At 72.0% G+C, this 20,318-nt stretch carries 12 protein-coding genes; 6 read left to right on the top strand and 6 right to left on the bottom strand.

Annotated features, from left to right (window positions below; translation table 11 throughout):
* Positions 1-15 precede the first annotated feature (15 nt).
* Positions 16-3,768, top strand: coding sequence for an ATP-binding protein (locus tag N5D62_RS22385; RefSeq protein ID WP_279760100.1), 3,753 nt, complete (start codon positions 16-18; stop codon positions 3,766-3,768).
* Here N5D62_RS22385 and ligD read toward each other — a convergent pair.
* Together ligD and N5D62_RS22375 are read right to left on the bottom strand one after the other, a co-directional pair.
* Complete coding sequence (ligD, locus tag N5D62_RS22380; RefSeq protein ID WP_279760099.1) at positions 3,722-6,586, bottom strand: DNA ligase D; 2,865 nt, start codon at positions 6,584-6,586, stop codon at positions 3,722-3,724. The two genes, N5D62_RS22385 and ligD, sit on opposite strands and share 47 nt — an antisense overlap.
* An 81-nt stretch (positions 6,587-6,667) precedes the next feature.
* A complete protein-coding gene (locus N5D62_RS22375; RefSeq protein ID WP_279760098.1) occupies positions 6,668-7,675 on the bottom strand; it encodes a Ku protein in 1,008 nt (335 codons plus the stop codon).
* A gap of 151 nt (positions 7,676-7,826) precedes the next feature.
* On the opposite strand from N5D62_RS22375, the gene N5D62_RS22370 reads away from it, so the two are divergent.
* A complete protein-coding gene (locus N5D62_RS22370; protein ID WP_347881830.1) occupies positions 7,827-8,558 on the top strand; it encodes a phosphoribosyltransferase in 732 nt (243 codons plus the stop codon).
* Positions 8,559-8,657: 99 nt separating this feature from the next.
* Here the strand turns inward: N5D62_RS22370 and N5D62_RS22365 are convergent, their stop codons facing one another.
* The 4 genes from N5D62_RS22365 to smc all read right to left on the bottom strand — a co-directional run bounded on the left by N5D62_RS22365 (position 8,658) and on the right by smc (position 16,895).
* A complete protein-coding gene (locus N5D62_RS22365) occupies positions 8,658-10,223 on the bottom strand; it encodes a hypothetical protein (RefSeq protein ID WP_279760097.1) in 1,566 nt (521 codons plus the stop codon).
* 1 nt (position 10,224) lies between these two features.
* On the bottom strand, positions 10,225-12,090 hold the full coding sequence (locus N5D62_RS22360) for a hypothetical protein (protein ID WP_279760096.1): 1,866 nt from the start codon (positions 12,088-12,090) through the stop codon (positions 10,225-10,227).
* Positions 12,091-12,223: 133 nt separating this feature from the next.
* Positions 12,224-13,324, bottom strand: coding sequence for a cell division protein FtsZ (locus N5D62_RS22355; protein WP_279760095.1), 1,101 nt, complete (start codon positions 13,322-13,324; stop codon positions 12,224-12,226).
* A 58-nt stretch (positions 13,325-13,382) separates the two neighbouring features.
* Positions 13,383-16,895, bottom strand: a complete 3,513-nt coding sequence (gene smc / locus N5D62_RS22350) for a chromosome segregation protein SMC (RefSeq protein WP_279760094.1) — start codon at positions 16,893-16,895, stop codon at positions 13,383-13,385.
* 328 nt (positions 16,896-17,223) lie between these two features.
* Here smc and queF point away from each other — a divergent pair, with 328 nt between their 5' ends.
* The 4 genes from queF to dapD all read left to right on the top strand — a co-directional run bounded on the left by queF (position 17,224) and on the right by dapD (position 20,290).
* On the top strand, positions 17,224-17,655 hold the full coding sequence (gene queF, locus N5D62_RS22345) for a preQ(1) synthase (protein WP_067281975.1): 432 nt from the start codon (positions 17,224-17,226) through the stop codon (positions 17,653-17,655).
* Positions 17,656-17,695: 40 nt separating this feature from the next.
* The gene (locus tag N5D62_RS22340) at positions 17,696-18,121 is read left to right on the top strand and encodes an SET domain-containing protein-lysine N-methyltransferase (protein WP_279760093.1); all 426 of its coding nucleotides are present in this window, start codon (positions 17,696-17,698) and stop codon (positions 18,119-18,121) included.
* Positions 18,122-18,185: 64 nt separating this feature from the next.
* The gene (gene dapC, locus N5D62_RS22335) at positions 18,186-19,421 is read left to right on the top strand and encodes a succinyldiaminopimelate transaminase (protein ID WP_279760092.1); all 1,236 of its coding nucleotides are present in this window, start codon (positions 18,186-18,188) and stop codon (positions 19,419-19,421) included.
* Between the two features lie 50 nt (positions 19,422-19,471).
* Positions 19,472-20,290 (top strand): 2,3,4,5-tetrahydropyridine-2,6-dicarboxylate N-succinyltransferase, encoded by an 819-nt coding sequence (gene dapD / locus N5D62_RS22330; RefSeq protein ID WP_279760091.1) that lies wholly within the window; start codon positions 19,472-19,474, stop codon positions 20,288-20,290.
* Positions 20,291-20,318: the final 28 nt, after the last annotated feature.

Genomic DNA, 20,318 nt, shown 5'->3' with positions numbered 1-20,318 from the left:
AGGAAATTCCTGCCGATGCACGCCCTCCCCGACGGCCCATCCCCGTCCTCCTCCCCGTCCTCCCCCGCGCCCGCCTCCGCCGCGCCCTCGACCGCGGCGCGCCCTCCCACCGCCTCTTCCGGACCGCTCGCCGACGCGACGCGCCCGGTGGCGCCCGCCCCGCCCCGGCGTCGCCACTTCCTGGACGGCGGCGGCGAGATGGGCGAGCGGATGCGCGCGCTGGACTGGACGTCGACGCCGCTGGGCCCGCCCGACGCCTGGCCGCAGTCGCTGAAGACGGTGGTGCGGATGATGTTGGACTCCCGCTACGCGATGTGGATGGCGTGGGGTCCGGAGATGACCTTCTTCTGCAACGACGCCTACCTGCCGACGCTGGGCCTGAAGCGGGACTGGGCGCTCGGGGCCCGCTCGGCGCGGGTCTGGGCCGAGGTCTGGGATGCCGCCTACAGCCGCATCCGGCATGTGCAGACCACCGGCGAGGCGACCTGGGACGAGGGCCTGCTGCTGTTCCTGGAGCGCAGCGGCTTCGCCGAGGAGACGTACCACACCTTCTCCTACAGCCCGGTCTACGACGACGCGCTGAGCGTGAACGGCATGCTGTGCGTGGTCACCGAGGTCACCGACCGCGTGATCGGCGAGCGCCGGCTGCAGGTGCTGCGCGAGCTGGCCGCGCGCACCGTCGGCGCCGAGCGGCCCGAGGACTGCGTCCGGCGCGCCTGCCAGGTGCTGGACGAATTCCCGCTGGACCTGCCATTCGCGGCGCTGTACCTGGCGGACGCCGACGGCGCCTCGGCGCGCCTGGCCGGCTGCACCGGCGAGGCGCTCGGTCCGGACGGCCCGGACGGCCCGGCCGCGCGCATCCCCGAGCGGCTTTCCCTCGCGGAGCCGCCCCATGGCTGGCCGCTGCGCGCGCTGGCGGACGGCGGGCCGCAGGACCTGCCGTCGCTGGCGGCCCTCGACCTGGCGCCGATCCCGTCGCCCTGGACGGAGCCGATCGATCGCGCGATCGCGCTGCCGCTGCGCAGCGCGGGCCAGGCGCCGGCCGGTTTCCTGGTCGCCGGCGTCAGTCCGCGGCGGCCGCTGGACGAGGCCTACCGCGGCTTCCTCAACCTGGTCGCCGGCCAGGTGACCGCGGCGCTGGCCGACGCGTCGGCCTACGAGGCCGAACGCCGCCGCGCCGAGGCGCTGATGGCGCTGGACCGCGCCAAGACGACCTTCTTCTCCAACATCAGCCATGAGTTCCGCACGCCGCTGACGCTGATGCTGGGACCGCTGGAGGACCTGGTGACCTCGCCGGGCCTGGACGGCGCGCAGCGCGACCGCCTGGCCCTGGTGCTGCGCAACGCCGCGCGGCTGCAGCGGCTGGTGAACACGCTGCTGGACTTCTCCCGGATCGAGGCCGGGCGCGCGCAGGCGCGCTACGAGCTCACCGACCTCGCGTCGCTGACCCGCGACCTGGCGAGCACCTTCCGCTCGGCGATGGAGCGCGCGGGCCTGGCCTTCGAGGTCGACTGCCCGCCGCTGGCCCAGCCGGCCCACGTCGACCGGGAGATGTGGGAAAAGATCGTCCTGAACCTGCTGTCCAACGCCTTCAAGTTCACGCTGCGCGGCCAGGTGACGGTGCGGCTGCGCGAGGACCGCGGCGAGTCGCCGCAGGCGGTGCTCGAGGTCGCCGACACCGGCACCGGCATCCCGGCCGACGAGCTGCCGCGCCTGTTCGAGCGCTTCCATCGCGTCGCCGGCGCCGAGGGGCGCACGCACGAGGGCTCCGGCATCGGCCTGGCGATGGTGCAGGAGCTGGTGAAGCTGCACGGCGGGCGCCTCGAGGTCGCCAGCGTGCATGGCCAGGGTTCGTTGTTCCGCGTCCGGCTGCCGCTGGGGCACGCGCACCTGCCGCGCGAGCACGTCCGGGCGGCGTCCGCGTCGCCGGAGCCGGCGGCGAGCACGACCGGCGCGCGCGCCTTCGTCGAGGAGGCGCTGCGCTGGCTGCCGGCGCCGGAGCCGCTGCGCGACGGCGAGCCCGCGCGCATCGACGGCGGCGCCTGGCCGGGCGGGGACCCGCCGTTCGCGACGACCTTCGGCGCGCGGCTGCTGGTCGCCGACGACAACGCCGACATGCGGGCCTACCTGCGCGACCTGCTGTCGCCGTACTACGCGCTGGAGCTGGTGGCGGACGGGCTGAAGGCGCTGGAGGCGGCCCGGCGGGAACCGCCGGACCTGGTGCTGAGCGACGTCATGATGCCCCGGCTCGACGGGCTGTCGCTGCTGGCGGCGATCCGCGGCGACGCGCGGCTGGGCAGCGTGCCGGTGGTGCTGCTGTCGGCCCGGGCCGGCGAGGAGGCCCGCATCGAGGGCCTGGACGCCGGCGCGGACGACTACATGATCAAGCCGTTCTCGGCCCGCGAACTGCTGGCGCGGCTGGGGGCGCTGCTGGAGCTGCGGCGGATGCGGCAGGCGGCCGAGGCGGCCTTCCGGCTGCGCACCGAGCAGTTCGAGACGCTGCTCAACGCGGCGCCGATGGGCGTGTTCCTGGTCGAGCACGACGGCACCGCGCTGCGCCTGCGCGAGGCGAATCCGACCGCGCGGGTCACCTTCGGCGATCCGCCCGACCTGATCGGCGCCCGCTTCGACGCGCTGGTCGAGCGGCAATGGGGCCATCCGCTGTCGGACCAGATCGTGGCGCTGTTCCAGCGCACGCTGGAGACCGGCGAGCCGTACCAGACGCCCGAGTTCATCCAGGAGCGCAGCGACCTGGGCGTGACCGAGGCCTACGAATGGCAGATCAGCCGCATCCCGCTGGCGGACGGCGCGCCGGGCGTCGTGTGCTACTACCGCGAGATCTCCGCCCACCTGAAGGCGCGCTGGCGGCTGGAGGCGGCGGACCGGCAGAAGGACCAGTTCCTGGCGATGCTCGCGCATGAGCTGCGCAACCCGATCGCGCCGATCCGCAGCGCCGGGGACGTGCTGTCGCGGCTGGCGCTGCCGGACGACCGCGCGCGCCAGATGGTGGCCATCATCCGGCGCCAGGTCGAGACGCTGACGCGGCTGGTCGACGACCTGCTGGACGTGTCCCGGATCACGCAGGGGCGCGTGGAGCTGCAGCTCGCGCCGGTGGCGCTGCCGGACGTGATCTCGCAGGCGGTCGAGACGGTGGAGCCGCTGATGCGCGAGCGGCGCCACCAGGTCTCGGTGACGATGCCCGGCCGCGCGCTGCGGGTGCGCGGCGACCTGGCGCGGCTGGTGCAGTGCGTGGCCAACATCCTGACCAACGCGGCCAAGTACACCGATCCCGAGGGCCGCATCACGCTGGCGATGAGCGAGGAGCCGGGTCCGGACGGCGGCCCGGGCCTGGCGGTGATCGCGATCAGCGACAACGGCATCGGCATCCCGCCGGGCTTGCAGGCGACGATGTTCGACCTGTTCGTGCAGGGCGACCGGACGCTCGACCGCTCGCAGGGCGGGCTGGGCATCGGGCTGTCGCTGGTCCGGCAACTGATCGGCATGCACGGCGGCAGCGTCGCGGCGCACAGCGAGGGCCCGGCGCGAGGCGCGCGATTCGAACTGCGGCTGCCGTTGATCGACGCCGGCGATGCCGGCGCGACGGCCGCCACGACCTCCCAGGCCGATGCGGCCGACACGGCCGACACGGCCGACACGGCCGACACGGCCGATGCGGCTGATGCTGCCGATGCGGGCCGCTCGGGCGCCGCGATGGCGGCGACTACTTCAGACCCAGCAGCTTCATCCCCGCCGTCAAGGTCTGCTTGACCCCGCCGGCGCCCTTCCACGGGTCTTCCTTCTGGAAGCTGAGCCGGTCGCGCGCGTTGGCGATGGTCCACTGGTCGGCGCGCTTGACCTCGGACAGCTCGTCCCAGTCGATCGGCATCGACACGCCGAGCCCGGGCCGCGCGCGGGCCGAGAACGCGGCGGCGGTGGTCTGCCCTTCCCCGTTGCGCAGGTAGTCCGGGAAGATCTTCCCGACGCGGTTGCGCGGGCCGCTCTTGGCCGAGAACTTCTTCGGGAAGGTCGCGGCCAGGTGCTGCACCACCGCCTGGCTGAAGGCCTTCGCGGTCGCGTGGTCGTGCCGGCGCTCGAGCGGCACCACCACGTGCAGCCCCTTGCCGCCGCTGGTCTTGAGCCAGGCTTGCAGGCCGAGCTCCTTGAGCAGCGCGCGCGTGATCCGCGCCGCCTCCGCGACGGCGCCGAAGCTCACGCCCTCGCCCGGGTCCAGGTCGAAGATGATCCGGTCCGCGCGGTCGAGCCGGTCGTCCTGCGCGTTCCAGGTGTGGAACTCGAGGGCGTTCATCTGCGTCAGGTGCATCAGCGTCGCCGGGTCCGGCACGACGATCAGCGCGTCGCCGTCGACGTGCTTCTGGAAGAACAGCTCGCCCTCGATGCCGTCGGGCGCGCGCACGATCGCCACAGGGCGGCGGCCCAGGTGCGGCAGCATCCAGTCGAGGACGCTCTCGTAGTAGCGGACCAGTTCGATCTTCGTGTGGCCGGTGGAGGGGTCGATCACGCGGTCCGGGTGCGTGATGCGCAGTTGCCCCGACGCCGCGGAGGTCGACGCGGTCGATGCCTTCGTCGACGTCTTCGCTGATCCCTTCGTCGACGCCTTCGCCGATGACTTCGTCGACGCCTTCTCGGCGGCCGCGGAGGCGCCCTTCGACGCTGCCGTCGACACCGCCTTCGAAGCAGCCCGGGACGCCGCCCGCTGCTTGATCGGCGGCTTGGGCTTTTCGGCGGCAGCGGCCTTCGGCGCCTTCACCTCGTCCGCCGGCTTGGCCGACTCGCGCCCGACGTCCTTGGGCGCCTTGTCCTCGCGCTCGCCCTGGAACGACGCATGGCGGATGTGGCCGTCCGGCGTCCATTCGGCGAAGGCGACCTCGACGACGGTCCTGGGCTTGACCCACCGCGCCGCGCCGCCTGAGCGGCCGGTGATCCGCGCCCAGTGGCTGCGCGCGATCGTGGCCTCGTCGAAGTGCGGCGTCTTGACCTCGAGGGCCGACAGCCGCTTGTGCAGTTCGCCCGCCAGCGCATGCGACCAGCCGGTGCCGACGCGGCCGGCGTAGCGCAACTCCCCGTCCTCGTAATAGCCCAGCAGCAGGCTGCCCAGCGCCTTCGCGCCGTCGGAGCGGTCGGTGAAGCCGACGACGACGAACTCCTGGCGCAACTGGCACTTGAGCTTGATCCAGGCGTCGCTGCGGGTGGAGACATAGGCGCTGTCGGGCCGCTTCAGGATCAGGCCCTCGAGCCGCATCTGGCAGGCCGCGGCCAGCATCTCCTCGGGCGGCACCGCGAAGTCCTCGCTGAAGCGCAGGCGCTCGTCCTCCTGGCCGTCCATCAGCGCGCGCAGCACCGCGCGTCGCTCGCGCAGCGGCACCTCGCGCAGGTCGTGCCCGTTCAGGAACGGCACGTCGAACAGGAAATAGACGATGTCCTCGTGCCGCGTCCGCTTCGGATGCCCGATCGCGTTCTGCAGCAGGTTGAAGTCGGGCGCGCCGTCGTCGCGCAGCACGACGATCTCGCCGTCGAGCCAGCCGTTGTCCAGGCCGAGCGCCTGGAGCGACTCGGCCAGCGACGGCAGCCGCTCGGTCCAGTCGTTGCCGCCACGCGTGATCAGGCGGACCCGGCCCTTGTCGACGCGGGCCATCAGCCGGTAGCCGTCGAACTTGGCCTCGGCGATCCAGTCGCCGGGGGGCGTCGCGCTGACCAGCGTCGCGAGCTGCGGTGAGAGCTCGGCCGGCAGCTTCGCCTTCTTCGCGCGGCTCAGGTCCGGCGAAGCGGCGTCATCGCCGGGGGCGGCCGCGTCGTCCTTGTCGACCGCGGAGGCCGCCGCCTTCGCTCGCGCGGTGGCCGCCTTCTTCGACGCCCCCTTGGCGGCCGGCGCCGCATGGCCGTTGCCGCCGGCGGCACGCTCCTCGGCCAGCCCCAGCGGCTGCTGGAGGACGCTGTCGGGCAGCGCGACGGTGACGTCGTAGTCCGAGTGCGGGCGCTCGAGCCCGTCGTGTTTCTTGATCAGCAGCCACTGCTCGCGCTTGGACGCGTCGCGCGAGGTGCGGATCAGCTGCCACAGCCCCGCCAGCTTCTGCCCGTGCAGCCGGAACACCAGCTTGCCGTCGCGCAAGCCCTGTTCCGGATCGCCCTCCGGCTCCCAGGTGCCGTTGTCCCAGACGATGACCTCGCCGGCGCCGTACTGCCTGGGCGGGATCGTGCCCTCGAAGCCGCCGTAGGACAGCGGATGGTCCTCGACGTGGATCGCCATGCGGCGCTCCTTCGTGTCGTAGGACGGGCCCTTGGGCACCGCCCAACTGAGCAGCACGCCGCCGAGCTCCAGCCGGAAGTCGTAATGCAGGTGGCTGGCCCAGTGCTTCTGGATGACGAAGGACAGCGCCTGCGGCTTCGCGGCTCGGCGCGGCGCGGCTCGCTTGGCGCCCTTGGCGGCGGCCTTGGCGGCGGCCTTGTCGGCGGACTTCGCGGCGGGCCTGCCGCGCGCCGGACGCTCGTCGTCTGGCTCCGGCGTGACGCGGAAGTCCCGCTTCTGGCGGTAGCGGGACAGCGGATCGTGGCGCGGGGCGGTCGGCATCGGGCGGGTCTCCTGTCGCGTGGGGCGATGGCGGCAACGGCAAAGGCGGCGGCGTTGGCGGTGACGGCGGCCTTGGTGAACTCAGGCGCTCTTCTTCTTCGCCTTGCCGCCGAGGCTGCGCTTGAGCAGCTCGGTGAGGTCGACCACGTTGCCGCCCTCGCCGGCCGCTTCCGGGACGGCCTCCAGCGGCGTGACCGTCTCGGTCTCGCCGGCCTCGACCTTGCGCGCGATCAGGTCACGGATCGCGGCGGTGAACTCGTCGTGGTAGTCCTCGGGGTGCCAGTCGCTGCTCATCTCGTCGATCAGCTGGCGCGCCATCTGCAGCTCGCTGGGCTTGAAGCCGTGGGCGGACTTGCCCTCGGCGGGCAGGTTCAGGTCGTCGCAGGGACGGATCTCGTTGGCCCAGCGCAGCATGCCCACCATCAGCGCAGGCCCGGCCGGCAGCAGCGCGGCCAGGTGCTCCTTGCTGTGGATCACCAGGCGCGCCACGGCGATCAGGCCGGCGTCGGACATCGCCTCGCGCAGCAGCGCGTAGACCTTGCCGGACTTGCCGATCGGCTCCAGGTAGTACGGCTTCTCGAGGTAGACGAAGGAGACCTGCGTCGCGGGGACGAAGGTCTCGATCTCGATCGTCTGCGTGGTGGTGGGATAGGCCTTGCGGATCTCGTCGTCGGAGACCAGCACGTAGTCGCCGTTGTCCTGCTTCACGCCCTTGACGACCTGCGTCTTGTCGATGTCCTTGCCGGTGCGCTTGTTGATGCGCTTGTAGCCGACCGGGTCCATCGAGCGCTTGTCCAGCCAGTCGAAGTCCACGCGCTGGTCGCGCGAGGCCGGGTACAGCGCCACCGGCACGTGCAGCAGCCCGAAGCTGATCGCGCCCTTCCAGATCGCGCGGCGCGCGGCCGGCGCCTCGTCGCTGTCGCCGCGCGCGGAGGCGCCGCTGTCACGGGACTTCGCGCGGGCGCCGTGCGAGGCGCGGTCGGCGTTGGATGCCCGGGCGCGTGCCGCCGGCTTGCGGGCGCCGCGGGCCGCGGAGGCCTTGCTGGCGGAGGACTTGGCGCTGGACGTGGCGGCGGTGCGGCTGGGCATGCGGGACCTCGGCGGGGACGGTCAGGAGGAACCGCCGTGCGGCAAATCACGCGCCCGCGATCGAGGGGGTGGTGCAGGCATCCGGCTTGCTCTGAACTGGGGATGGCGACACCGCCGCTGCGAGCCCATCATGACCCCGGAGAACCCCGCCATGCTGCCTGTGCTGACCCCTCTCGACCTGCCGGAAACGCCGGCGCGTCCGCAGGCGATGCCCGCGCTGGGGCATCGCTTCGCCGACCGGCGGGACGCGGGCCGGCAGTTGGCCGGGCAACTGGGCGCCTACGCGCACCGCGACGACGTGACGGTGCTGGCGCTGCCGCGCGGCGGGGTGCCCGTGGCGGCGGAGATCGCCCGCGCGCTGGGCGCGCCGCTGGATGTCCTGGTGGTGCGCAAGCTGGGCCTGCCCGGCCAGCCCGAATACGCGATGGGCGCGATCGCCTCGGGTGACGTGCGGGTGCTCAACACGCAGGTGATCCAGCAGCTGGCGATCAGCTTCCCGGCGATCGACATCGTGACCCGCGCGGAGCTGCGCGAGCTGCACCGGCGCGAGAAGCTCTATCGCGGCGACCGGCCGATGCCGCCGATCGCCGGGCGCCAGATCATCCTGGTGGACGACGGCATGGCGACCGGCGCGTCGATGCGCGCCGGCGTCCATGCGCTGCGCGACCTGCACCCGGCACGCATCGTCGTGGCGGTGCCGGTGTCGGCGGCGCAGACCTGCCACCTGCTCGCGCAGGACGCCGACGAGGTCGTCTGCGGCCACACGCCGGAGCGCTTCCGCTCGGTCGGCCAGTGGTACGAGACCTTTGACCAGACCACCGACGACGAGGTGCGGCGCCTGCTGGCCGCCTCGGGCGAGCTCGCCACCGCCGGCCGCGAGTGAGCGCCGAGGCGCCGGCCGGCGGCGGCGTCATGCCCCGCCCATCGCGTCAGGCACTCGCCGCGCGCGGCGAGCCGGCGCAAGGGACGCGCATGGCGACGCTCAGAACGGGATGCGTGCCTCCACGACGCCGTTGGCGACGGTGAACACCTGCGCGGTCGGCGCCTGGTCGCTGCGGGCGACGTCCACGCCCTTGGCCGCGAGGTCCTGGAGCAGCGGCAGCCGCGGAATGTCCGGCCAGATGCTGCGCGTCAGCGTCGAGGCCATCGCGCAGCAGCCGCGCGGCAGGTAGCGCTTCACGAAGTCCGGCGGCGTCGCGTTGTGGCTGGCGTGGTGGCCGATCTTGTAGAAGCTCAGGCGGCGCAGCATCGCCTGCCACTCCTCGTCCGCCAGCACCGCCATCCAGGTGCCCCACTGCGCGTCGCCGGGGAACAGCAGCAGCGTGCCGTCGACCTCGATGACGATCATCAGGCTGGTGCCGTTGACCGCCTTGTCCAGCGCGACCGCGACGGCCAGCTCGGACAGCGCGCCGGCGCTCTCGATCTGGCGCCGGTCGGCGTCCGACAGCCACAGGCCTGGCGGGGTGCCTGCGGCCGCGAACTCGGCGGCGAACGGCGCGGGCAGCGCCGGTTCGGCCGGCTCGGGGGCGGCCCGCCGGGCCGCGGCGCCCGATGGGCGGGATGCGGTGGATGCGGCCGATGCCGTCGAAGCCGCTGAAGCCGCCGCCGCGGGGAGGTTCGTCGCGCCTCGCGCCGCATGCAGGCGCAGGTAGCTCGCGCCCTTGGGCGGCTCCATGTCGCGGATGACCTCGGGGTCCCGCGACGGGCCCAGGATGTGGAACTTCACGCCCGGGACCGCGTCGGTCTCGGCCAGCCGCGCCCGCTTTGGATCGGCCTCCGGCAGGAAGCGGCGCAGCGGACGGCCCTTGAAGCCGTCGTGCAGCGTCTTCATCGCCGACTCGTTGCTGAGCATCAGCGCGTTCTCGACCAGTTGCGCCTGCTGGCTCATCGCCGGCGCGAGGGCCGCGCCGGAGGCCCTCGCCTTCGCCACCGACTTGTCCAGCGCCATCGCCAGGTTGGACTGCAGGTCGCGGATGCGGCGCGCCGCCGGGTCCTTGGGGTTCTCGGTCCACGGCAGCCAGACCTCGCCGACGCTGACCTCGCGCCAGGCGGGGTCGGAGAAGCCGGAGACGTGGTCCTTGTGGCGGTGCGTGCCGATCACCAGGTCGATGCGCGCGTCGCCCGGGCCGCCCACGTCGGCCACGATGGCGCGGACGACGTCGGCCATCTTCGGCCCCGGCGCCGGCGGCGCGGCGACGGAGCCGCAGTCCACCAGGATGCGAAGGTCGCGGTCCTCGCCGGGGATCAGCACCAGGAAGGCATCGCCGAAGCCGACGTTGTACATGCGCACGCGGATCTCGCGCGCCCCGGCCGGCGCACGCTTCCTCGCGGGCGCGCGCTTCTTCGCCGGTGCGGTCTTCTTGGCCGGCGCAGCCTTTTTGGCCGGCGCAGCCTTTTTGGCCGGTGCGGCCTTCTTGGCCGGTGCGGCCTTCTTGGCCGGGACCGCCTTCTTCGCGGGCGCGGTCTTCTTCGCCGGCGCCGCGCCCTTCGCGGCGGGAGCGCGCTTCTTCGCGGCCGGCGGCTTCGCGGACGTCTTGACGGTTGCCATGTCAGCCTCCGTGCAGGTTGGCGAAGTTGGCCATCGCGGCGATGCGCCGCGCCGATTCCGTCTTCGTGTAGTACGGCGTCATCGCGTTGCGCATGTCGCAGCGCTCGACGAAATGCCGCTGCCGGGTCAGCCGCGCGAGCGCCGCGAGCTCGTCCTTGCCGCCCGACTTGAGCATCGGCTTCTTGACCAGGTAGCGACACCGCCCGTCGGACGACGCGATCAGCGTGCAGCCGCCGCGGAACGGCACGCCGCCGAGTTCCTCGCCCAGCCGGCGGTCGACCTGCGCGAACTGCGCCACCAGCTCGACCAGCAGCCGGCCGTTGGGCGCGACGCGGAACACCGGATGGAAGCCGCGCACCTGGATCTTGTAGTCCGGGTCCAGCGACAGGCCCAGCATCGTCGCGTTGGCAGTCGCGTAGCGGTGCAGCGCGACCGCCAGCTCCTTGCTGACGTCGATGTCGAAGGCCTCGCCCGCGTCTTCCTGGCTGAACTCGGTGTGCGCATCCGGTGCGTCGTCGGGCGACGTGGCTCCCAGCGGCGCGTCGATCGCACGCACCGTCTGGACGAAGGCCTGGCCGATCAGCCCCTGGAGCTCCGCGCCCAGCATCGGCAGCCGGCTCTCGACGTTCTCCCAGAGCAGCGACTCCTCGGCCAGCGAGGCGACGCCGTCCGGATAGATCGCCCGCATCCGGAAGGCCTCGATCATGGCGCCGCGGCAGTCGAACTCGTCCTGCGGCACCAGCTCGAAGTCGGCGGTGATCATCGCGCGCAGGAAGTCGCCGAAGGTGACGTCCACCGGCGGCAGGTAGTCGAAGGCGCGGATGCACATGTCCAGCACGCGCTGCGCGGTCTTGGTCGCCTCGGCGGCGATGCGGTTGGCCAGGTCCGGATGCAGCTCGCCGGTGGGCAGGTTGCCGGTGCCGCCGGTGGCGATGCGCACCAGGTCGGCGATGCGGCGCTGGTAGGTCTTGAAGAAGCCGTCGAACACCGCGGCCACCAGGATGGAGCCGCGCTCGTGCGGCTCGTCGATCGCGTCGCTGAGCCGGTTGCCCGGCTTGTCCAGCGCCGAGCGCAGCGCCGCGCCGGCCCCGGTGGCGTAGCCGAACTGCTGCGCCAGCTGCACCAGCGACGAGGGCTTGCGGATCTCCACGCCCTGGCGCTGGATCTGCTCGCGCAGGATGTCGGGGAAGGAGAAGTGCTGCAACAGCGCGACGATGTCGGCGAAGCCCTCGTGGAAGGCCAGCACGTCCAGGTTGCTCGGTTCCAGGAACAGCGGCCGCAACCGGTCGACGATCGCATGGGTCATCTCATGGGCGATGACGTCGTGCGACAGGCAGGTGAAGACGATCTGGCCCGGCAGGTTCTGGCCGACATCCTCCGCCTCGGCCTTGAAGTAGCCGAACAGGATCGCGTTGAGCTCGGGCGTGTAGAAGGCGTTGGCGCCGTAGAACGCATGCGGCAGCAGCCGCAGCCGGGGCTGCCCCTCGCGCCCGCGGCCGGCCCGGGCGCTCAAGCGCAGCGTGCGGCCGAGCGCGCGGTCGAAGTTCTCCAGCGTGCGCGAGGCCACCGCGTAGACCATCTGCTGGTGGAAGCGGGGATCGGCCTCGGAGGGCTCCAGCCCGCCCTGCAGCAGCACGACCGGATCGTCCAGGTCGACCGCCTTGTAGTAGGTGCGCTGCGCGCCGTCGTAGTCGACGACGGCCAGCCGCGCGCCGACCGGGCCGGCCTGCAGCGCCTCGTTGATGACGTCGATGCGGGCCCGGTTGCCGAAGGTCTTCCCCAGCATCGGGTCGGCGGCGAAGATCTTCAGCGGCCGCCGGGTGGCCGGCACGAGGCCGCCGGGCGAGGGGGAGAGTCGTCGGGCCATCGGGGTTCCTCCGTGTCGCGGCGGCCGTCCCGTCGCGCGATCGGGCGGGCCACAGGCCGGCGGACGGTAGCACCCGTCGACCGCCACCGTCCGACGCGGCCGGGGCGGGCATCCGCAATCTTGAGGATGCGGGTCAGCTGAACAGTCGCCGCGCCACCGCGCTGCCGGCGGCGAGGTCGCGCGCCGCGAGCGACTTGTACAGCTCGGCCAGTTCCTGCCCGATGGACTGGAAGGCGTGCAGGTTGAGCACCTGGCCGCGGTCGTCGCAGACATCGGCCTCGAAGTCGCGGGCCAGCGCGCGGGCCGATTCCTGCCAGGTCGCGAAGGGCTCCAGCGCCTCCGGCGTCTGCAACACGTCCAGCGCCAGCGTCAGCTCGCGCAGCGACGAGGCCTGCGGATCGTCCGCCAGCGCCGCCTGCGCGTCGAAGTGCAGCGCCAGCAGCGGCGGCGCGCCCTCCTCGGCCGCCGGCATCACCAGCCGGCCCGGGATCGCGCCGGGCACGAAGCCCTGGCGCAGCGCGCCCTGCTGGACGAAGCCCAGCGTCCACGCGGCGCCGCGCGCCCGCAGCACGATGGCGAGCTGCGCGTCGTGGCTGGCGGCGAACTGGTCCAGCTCGCGGGCCCGGGCCACGACGTCCAGCATGTCGGGGAACTCGGGCATCGCGCCGATGCCGTCGGCGAAGCCCTGGATCTTCTGCACGAACTCGGAGTACTCGATCTCGTTGAGCGCGCCGCTGCGGTTGGCCATCTGCAGCCCGGCCTGGAACTCGCTGTAGCGCTGGCCCGGATGCGGCAGTTCCCAGTCGCCGCTGTCGGCGTTCAGGCCTTCGACCTGGAACGGCTTGGTGCCCGCGCGCCGGCTGCCCGGCAGGTGCGACAGCGCCATCTCGCCGCTGACCGGCGATTCCGGCGTCAGCGTCGCGATCGCGTCGATCAGCGCGTCGATGCGGGTCGAGGCCTTGCGGGCGCGCGCCACCGCCGGCACGGTCTCGTCCAGCGTGCGCAGGTCCGGCAGCTCGCCGCCGGCACTGCCGTCCAGCGTCATCGCCGGTTCGCCCGCGGCCGCGCCGTTGGCGCCCAGGCTGGGCTCCTGGCGGTCGCCGGCCGGCGCCAGCGGCTCGGCGCGCCGCGGGCCCGCCTTGCGCGCGCTCCACCAGCCCTGCGCCAGCAGGCCCACCAGCACCACGCCGCCCAGCGCGGCCAACAGCGTCGTCAGGTTCCAGTCCGTCGTCATCGCGTCATTGCTCCTGCGGCCCCGCGCGCGCCCTGCGCCGCGATCGCCGTCGTCATCCTCATTGCTCGGCCATCGCCAGCGCGGATTCCATGTCCACCGCCACGATGCGCGACACGCCCTGCTCCTGCATCGTCACGCCGATCAGCTGCTTGGCCATCTCCATCGCGATCTTGTTGTGGGAGATGAACAGGAACTGCGTGATCTTGCTCATCTCCGACACCAGCCGCGCGTAGCGCTCGGTGTTGGCGTCGTCCAGCGGCGCGTCGACCTCGTCGAGCAGGCAGAACGGCGCCGGGTTCAGCTGGAAGATCGCGAACACCAGCGCGATCGCCGTCAGCGCCTTCTCGCCGCCCGACAGCAGGTGGATGGTCGAGTTCTTCTTGCCCGGCGGCTGCGCCATCACCTGCACGCCGGCGTCCAGGATCTCGTCGCCGGTCATCACCAGCTTGGCCTGGCCGCCGCCGAACAGGCTCGGGAACATGCGCCCGAAATGCTCGTTGACCTGGTTGAAGGTGGTGCCCAGCAGGTCGCGGGTCTCCAGGTCGATCTTGTGGATCGCGTCCTCCAGCGTCGTGATCGCGCTGGTGAGGTCGGCGAACTGCGCGTCCAGGAAGGTCTTGCGCTCGCGCGCCGCGCCCAGCTCGTCGAGCGCGGCCAGGTTGACCGCGCCCAGCGCCGCGATGTCGCGGGTGATGCGGTCGATCTCGCCCTGCAGCCCGTAGAGCTTGACGCCGCCGTCCTCGATGCCCTTGGCCAGCGCCTCCAGGTCGACGTTGGCCGCGACCAGCTGCTCCATGAACTGCGCGCCGCCCAGCGACGCCGCCTGCTCGTCGAGCTGCAGTTTCGTGATGCGCTCGCGCAGCGGCTCGAGCGCGCGCTCGATCGTCATGCGCTGTTCCTCGGCGCGCTTGAGGCGCTGGCTCAGGTCGTCGTAGTTCGCGCGCACCTTGGCCAGGGCCTGCTCGCGTTCCATCTTGAGCGCCAGCGCGTCCTGCAGCCCGGCCTGCGCGGCGGCGTCGTCGAGCTCGGCGCGTTCCTGCGCCATGTTCTGCACCGTCTGCTCGTTGACCTGCACCTGCTGGCGCGCGGTCTCGATGCCGCGCTGCAGTTCGCCGCGCTTGGCCGCCAGCGCGCGGGCGCTGAACACCGCCTCCTGCGCCCGGCGCTCCAGCACGCGCTGGTGCTCGCGGGCCTCGGTCAGCTTGCGCTCGGCGTTGATCACCGCCTCGTCGAGTTCGGCGTGCTTTTCCTGCGTCGCTGCCAGCTGCAGGTCCAGCTCCTCGAAGCGGGCCTCGCCTTCCATGCGGCGCTCCATCAGCGCCTCGGTCTGCGCGTCGATCTCGCCGAGCTCGTCGTCCAGCTGCGTGCGCCGCGCGACGGCCGCCTCGGTCTGCTGCGCCAGGCGCAGCAGCTCGACCTGCAGTTGATGCGCGCGGGCCTGCGTCTCGCTGGCCTCGCGCCGCACCACCGCCAGGCGCTGCGACGCGTCGGTGTAGAGCGCCTCGGCCCGCACCGCCTGCGCGCGCGCCTCGTCGGCGATCAGCGTCTGCGCGCGCTGCTCGCGCTCCAGGTTCTCGATCTCCTGCGCGCGGGCCAGCAGGCCGGCGGTCTCGGTGTCGGCGGCGTAGAAGCTGACGGCGAACTGGCTGACCGCGTGGCCCTCGCGGGTCATGATGACCTCGCCATGGCTGAGCTTGGGGCGCTGCGCCAGCGCGTCGGCGATCGACTCGGCGGTGTAGATGCCCTCGAGCCAGTCGTTCATCAGCGCCTTCATGCCGCTGGATTCCAGCTTCAGCAGGTCGCTCAGCGGCGCCAGCGCGCGGTGCGTGTTGGCGATGTCGCCGCTGGGCAGCGAGTAGAACGCCAGCCGCGCCGGCGGCGGATCCGCGGCGAAGGCCTGCACCGTCTCCAGCCGGCCGACCGAGAGCGCGCCCATGCGCTCGCGCATCGCGGCCTCGAGCGCGTTCTCCCAGCCCGGCGTGATGTGCAGCTGGGTCCACAGGCCCTTGATGTCCTGCAGCCCGTGCTTGGCCAGCCAGGGCTTGAGCTTGCCCTCGGTCTGCACCTTCTCCTGCAGCGCGCGCAGCGCGGTCAGCCGCGCGACGATGTCGGTCAGCCGGGCTGATTGGCGCTGCGTCTCCTGCTGCGCGGCCTGGCGGGCCTCGTCGGCGGCGGGCGCGGCCTCGGCCAGCTCGGCCAGGCGGGCGTCGGCGACGGCCTGCTGCTCGTCGGCGGCGACCGACAGGCGCTTCACCTCGTCGAGCCGGTCATGCTGTGGCGCGGCCAGGCCCTGGCGTTCCTGGGCCAGGCGCTCGCGGCGGCCGCGCAGGCCCTTGAGCTGCTCGTCGACGCTGCGGCTCTCCGCGGCCAGCACCTGGATCTGCTGCTGGACCTGCGTCACCTGCGTGCGCTGCTCGTTGGCGCGCGCCTGCGCGGCGCGGCCCTGGTCCTCGACGTCGGGCAGCTTCATCGCCTGCTCCTCGGCCTGGGCAGCGAGGATCTCGCTCTGCTCCTCGGCCTGGGCGATCTGCCCGGCGACCTCGTCGAGCTCGCCCTGCGCCTGCTCGGCGCGTTCCTGCCACTGCTGGTTCTGCGCCTGCAGCTCCACCAGGCGCTGCTCCAGCCGCTGGCGGCCCTCGACGACGTAGCGGATGCGTTCCTCGAGCCGGCTGACCGCCATCTGCGCCTCGGCCATGCGGCCCTGCTCGGCGTGGAGCTCGTCGCCGGCGGCGTAATGGGCCTGGCGGACGGTCTCCAGCTCGGCCTCGAGCTGGCGCAGCTCGGCCATCTTGGCCTCCAGCGCGTTGACCGCCTCCGAGTGCTCGGTCTTGACCCGGGCCGACTCGCCGGCCGCGTCGCGGTGCTTCAGGAACCACAGCTGGTGCAGCTTGAGCGTGCCCTGGTCCTGCAGGTGGCGGTAGCTCGCGGCGACCTCGGCCTGGCGTTCCAGCTTCTCGAGGTTGGTGTTGAGCTCGCGCAGGATGTCCTCGACGCGGGTCAGGTTCTCGCGCGTGTCGCGCAGGCGGAGCTCGGTCTCGCGGCGGCGTTCCTTGTACTTGGAGACGCCGGCGGCTTCCTCGAGGAACATGCGCAGTTCCTCGGGCTTGGATTCGATGATCCGGCTGATCGTGCCCTGGCCGATGATGGCGTAGGCGCGCGGCCCCAGGCCCGTGCCCAGGAACACGTCCTGGACGTCGCGCCGGCGCACCGGCTGGTTGTTGATGAAGTAGCTGGAGGTCCCGTCGCGCGTGAGCACGCGCTTGACGGCGATCTCGGTGAACTGGTTCCACTGGCCGCCGGCGCGGGCGCTGGTGTTGTCGAACACCAGTTCGACGCTGGAGCGGCTGGCCGGCTTGCGGTTGCCCGAGCCGTTGAAGATCACGTCCTGCATGGACTCGCCGCGCAGTTCGCTGGCCTTGCTCTCGCCCAGCACCCAGCGCACCGCGTCCATGATGTTGGACTTGCCGCAGCCGTTGGGGCCGACCACGCCGACCAGTTGGCCGGGCAGCTGGAAGTTCGTCGGATCGGCGAAGGACTTGAAGCCCGAGAGCTTGATCGAGTTCAGTCGCATGGGGGACGTTCGGAGCGCGGCTGCCCAGAACGTGAGCTAAGCCTTTGATTTGATTGTGGAAACGCCCCTCGAGGGGGCGTCCGGATCGCGGCGGATGATACCATCGCGCCCTTCGACTTCCGGCTGCCGCCGCCCTCTGAAGCGGCGACCCGGCCGGGTCCTGACCTCCATTTCCATCCCCATGGCCAAGAACACCCCCGCCAAGCCGGCCGCCAAGGCCGCCGCATCGTCGTCCGCCGCGAAGGCGCCGAAGGCGTCCAAGCTGAAGATGGTCGCGCCGATCAAGGCCGGCAAGGCCGACACCGCCGTCGAACCCAAGATGCGCGAGATGCCGCCCAACCCGCCGAGCCGCCCGAGCAAGGAGATCCACGTCTTCCCGAACCCGGCTCCGGAGCGCGACTACGTCATCCAGTTCCAGATCCCCGAGTTCACCTGCCACTGCCCGCTGACCGGCCAGCCGGACTTCGCGCACTTCACGATCGACATGATCGCGGACCAGTACTGCGTCGAGCTCAAGAGCCTGAAGATGTACTTCTGGAGCTACCGCGACGAAGGCGCGTTCCACGAGAAGGTGACCAACACCATCCTCGAGGACATCGTGAAGGTCACCAATCCGCGCTTCATCCGCATCACCGCGAAGTGGTACGTGCGCGGCGGCATCTACACGAACGTGGTGACCGAGCACCGCAAGAAGGGTTGGAAGCCGCTGCCCGCGGTGGACCTGCCGGCGCACGGCTTCGAGACCGGCCTGCTGCGCTGAGCCGGCGCGCCCCGGATCCGCTGACCGACCTCCCGCCAGGATGGCCCTTGCCTACGACGCCAGCACGCAGTTCGTCGCGGTCGCGCTCAAGCGCAGCCGGATCGACGGCTACGGCGTGTTCGCGGCCGAGGCCATTGCCGCGGGCACGCGTCTGGGGCTGCTGACCGGCGAATCGATCACCGTCGCCGAGGCGCGGCGCCGTGCCCAGGAGAGCCGCCGGCTGATGCTGGTGGAGCTCTCCCCGGCGCGCGCGATCGACGCGAGCCGCTCGCAGGATGCGATGCGTTTCACCAACCACAGCTGCCGGCCCAACGCCCGCATCCAGGTCGAGGACGGCGAGGTCAGCTTCTTCGCGCTGGCCGACCTGGCGCCGGGCGACGAGATCACCGTCGACTACGGCCTCACCCACCACGAGGGCCGCCTGGCCTGCCGATGCGGCGCGCCGGGGTGTCGAGGCTCGCTCTGAGCGTCAACCCAGCGTTGTCCAGTGAAGGATGGGGCGCCGCGACCCGCCGACCTATGATTCCCGGATGACTTCCCCCGCTGCCACGCCGCCGGTCAATCCACGACTGGCGCTGCTGAATCCCTACCCGTTCGAACGGCTGCGCGCCCTGACCCAGGGCATCGTCCCGAACCCCGATTACCGCCCGATCTCGCTGGGCATCGGCGAGCCCAAGCACCCCGCGCCCAAGCTGGTCGAGCAGGCGCTGACGGCCCACCTCCAGGGCCTGTCCAGCTACCCCGCGACCGCCGGCGATCCCAAGCTGCGCGAGGCGATCGCCGGCTGGCTGCAGCGCCGCTACGCGCTCGCCGTCGACCAGGCCACGCAGATCCTGCCGGTCAACGGCTCGCGCGAGGCGCTGTTCGCGCTGGCGCAGGTCGTGATCGACCCGAGCCGTCCGGGCGCCACCGTCGTCTGCCCCAATCCGTTCTACCAAATCTACGAAGGCGCCGCGCTGCTCGCCGGCGCCACGCCGGCGTTCGCGAACTCCGATCCGGCGCGCAACTTCGCCGCCGACTGGTCCCGCATCGACGACGCGACCTGGTCCCGCACGCAGCTGCTCTACGTCTGCTCGCCGGGCAACCCGACCGGCGCGGTCATGCCGCTGTCCGAGTGGCAGACGCTGTTCGAGCTCAGCGACCGCCACGGCTTCGTGATCGCCTCGGACGAGTGCTACTCCGAGATCTACTTCCGCGACGGTCCCGACGCCGCGCCGCTGTCGGGCCTGCAGGCCGCGGTCCAGCTCGGCCGGCCGGACTTCCGCAACCTGATCGCGTTCACCAGCCTGTCCAAGCGCTCGAACGTGCCCGGCATGCGCTCGGGCTTCGTCGCCGGCGACGCCGCGTGGATCAAGCGCTTCCTGCTGTACCGCACCTACCACGGCTCGGCGATGAGCCCGCTGATCCAGGCCGCCAGCATCGCCGCGTGGAACGACGAGGCGCATGTCGTCGAGAACCGCGCGCAGTACCGCGCCAAGTTCGCCGCGGTCACGCCGCTGCTGGCCGAGGTCCTGGATGTCGCGCTGCCCGACGCGGGTTTCTACCTGTGGGCGGCCGTGCCAGACGGTAACGATATTGGCTTCGCCCAGGGGCTGCTCGCTCAATACAATGTCGGCGTCCTGCCTGGCAGCCTGCTCGCCCGCGAGGCGCAGGGCGTCAACCCCGGCGCCGGCCGCATCCGCCTGGCGCTGGTGGCCGAGCAGGCCGAATGCCTGGAAGCCGCCCACCGCATCGTCGCCTTCGCGAAGCCATTGAAATCGTCCTGAGCGCTTCGCCCCCCCTCTTTCCGAATTCCCCCGAACACACCCTCCGCACCATGACGCAAGACCTGCAATCGATCATCGACCTCGCCTGGGAAGGCCGCGCCAACCTGAACTCCGCCAACAGCCCCGAGGTCCGCGCCGCCGTGGACGAGGTCCTGGCCGGGCTGGACGCCGGCACGCTGCGCGTGGCCGAGCGCAAGGCCGTGGGCGAATGGACCGTGCACCAGTGGATCAAGAAGGCGGTGCTGCTGTCGTTCCGCCTGAACGACAACCGCCAGATGGGCGCCGGCGACATGACTTTCTTCGACAAGGTCCCGACCAAGTTCGGCGGCATGAGCGACGAGGCGCTGCGCGCCACCGGCGTGCGCGTCGTCCCGCCCGCGGTCGCGCGCCGCGGCAGCTTCATGGCGCGCAACGTCGTGCTGATGCCGTCCTACGTGAACATCGGCGCCTACGTCGACGAGGGCACGATGGTCGACACCTGGGCCACCGTCGGCTCCTGCGCGCAGATCGGCAAGAACGTCCACCTGTCCGGCGGCGTCGGCATCGGCGGCGTGCTGGAACCGCTGCAGGCCAACCCGACCATCATCGAGGACAACTGCTTCATCGGCGCCCGCTCCGAGATCGTCGAGGGCGTGATCGTCGAGGAGAACTCGGTGATCTCGATGGGCGTGTACATCGGCCAGAGCACCCCGATCTACGACCGCGAGACCGACACCGTCTCCTACGGCCGCGTCCCGGCCGGTTCGGTGGTCATCAGCGGCAGCCTGCCGAAGAACGACAAGTACAGCCTGTACGCCGCCATCATCGTGAAGAAGGTCGACGCCGGCACCCGCGCCAAGACCTCGATCAACGACCTGCTGCGCGCCTGAGCCCCGGGCCCGCAGCCGCACGTCCGAA

The organism is Mitsuaria sp. GD03876 (genome assembly GCF_029840635.1).
Lineage (GTDB): Bacteria > Pseudomonadota > Gammaproteobacteria > Burkholderiales > Burkholderiaceae_C > Roseateles.
This window is presented reverse-complemented; position numbering and strand designations above follow the sequence as displayed.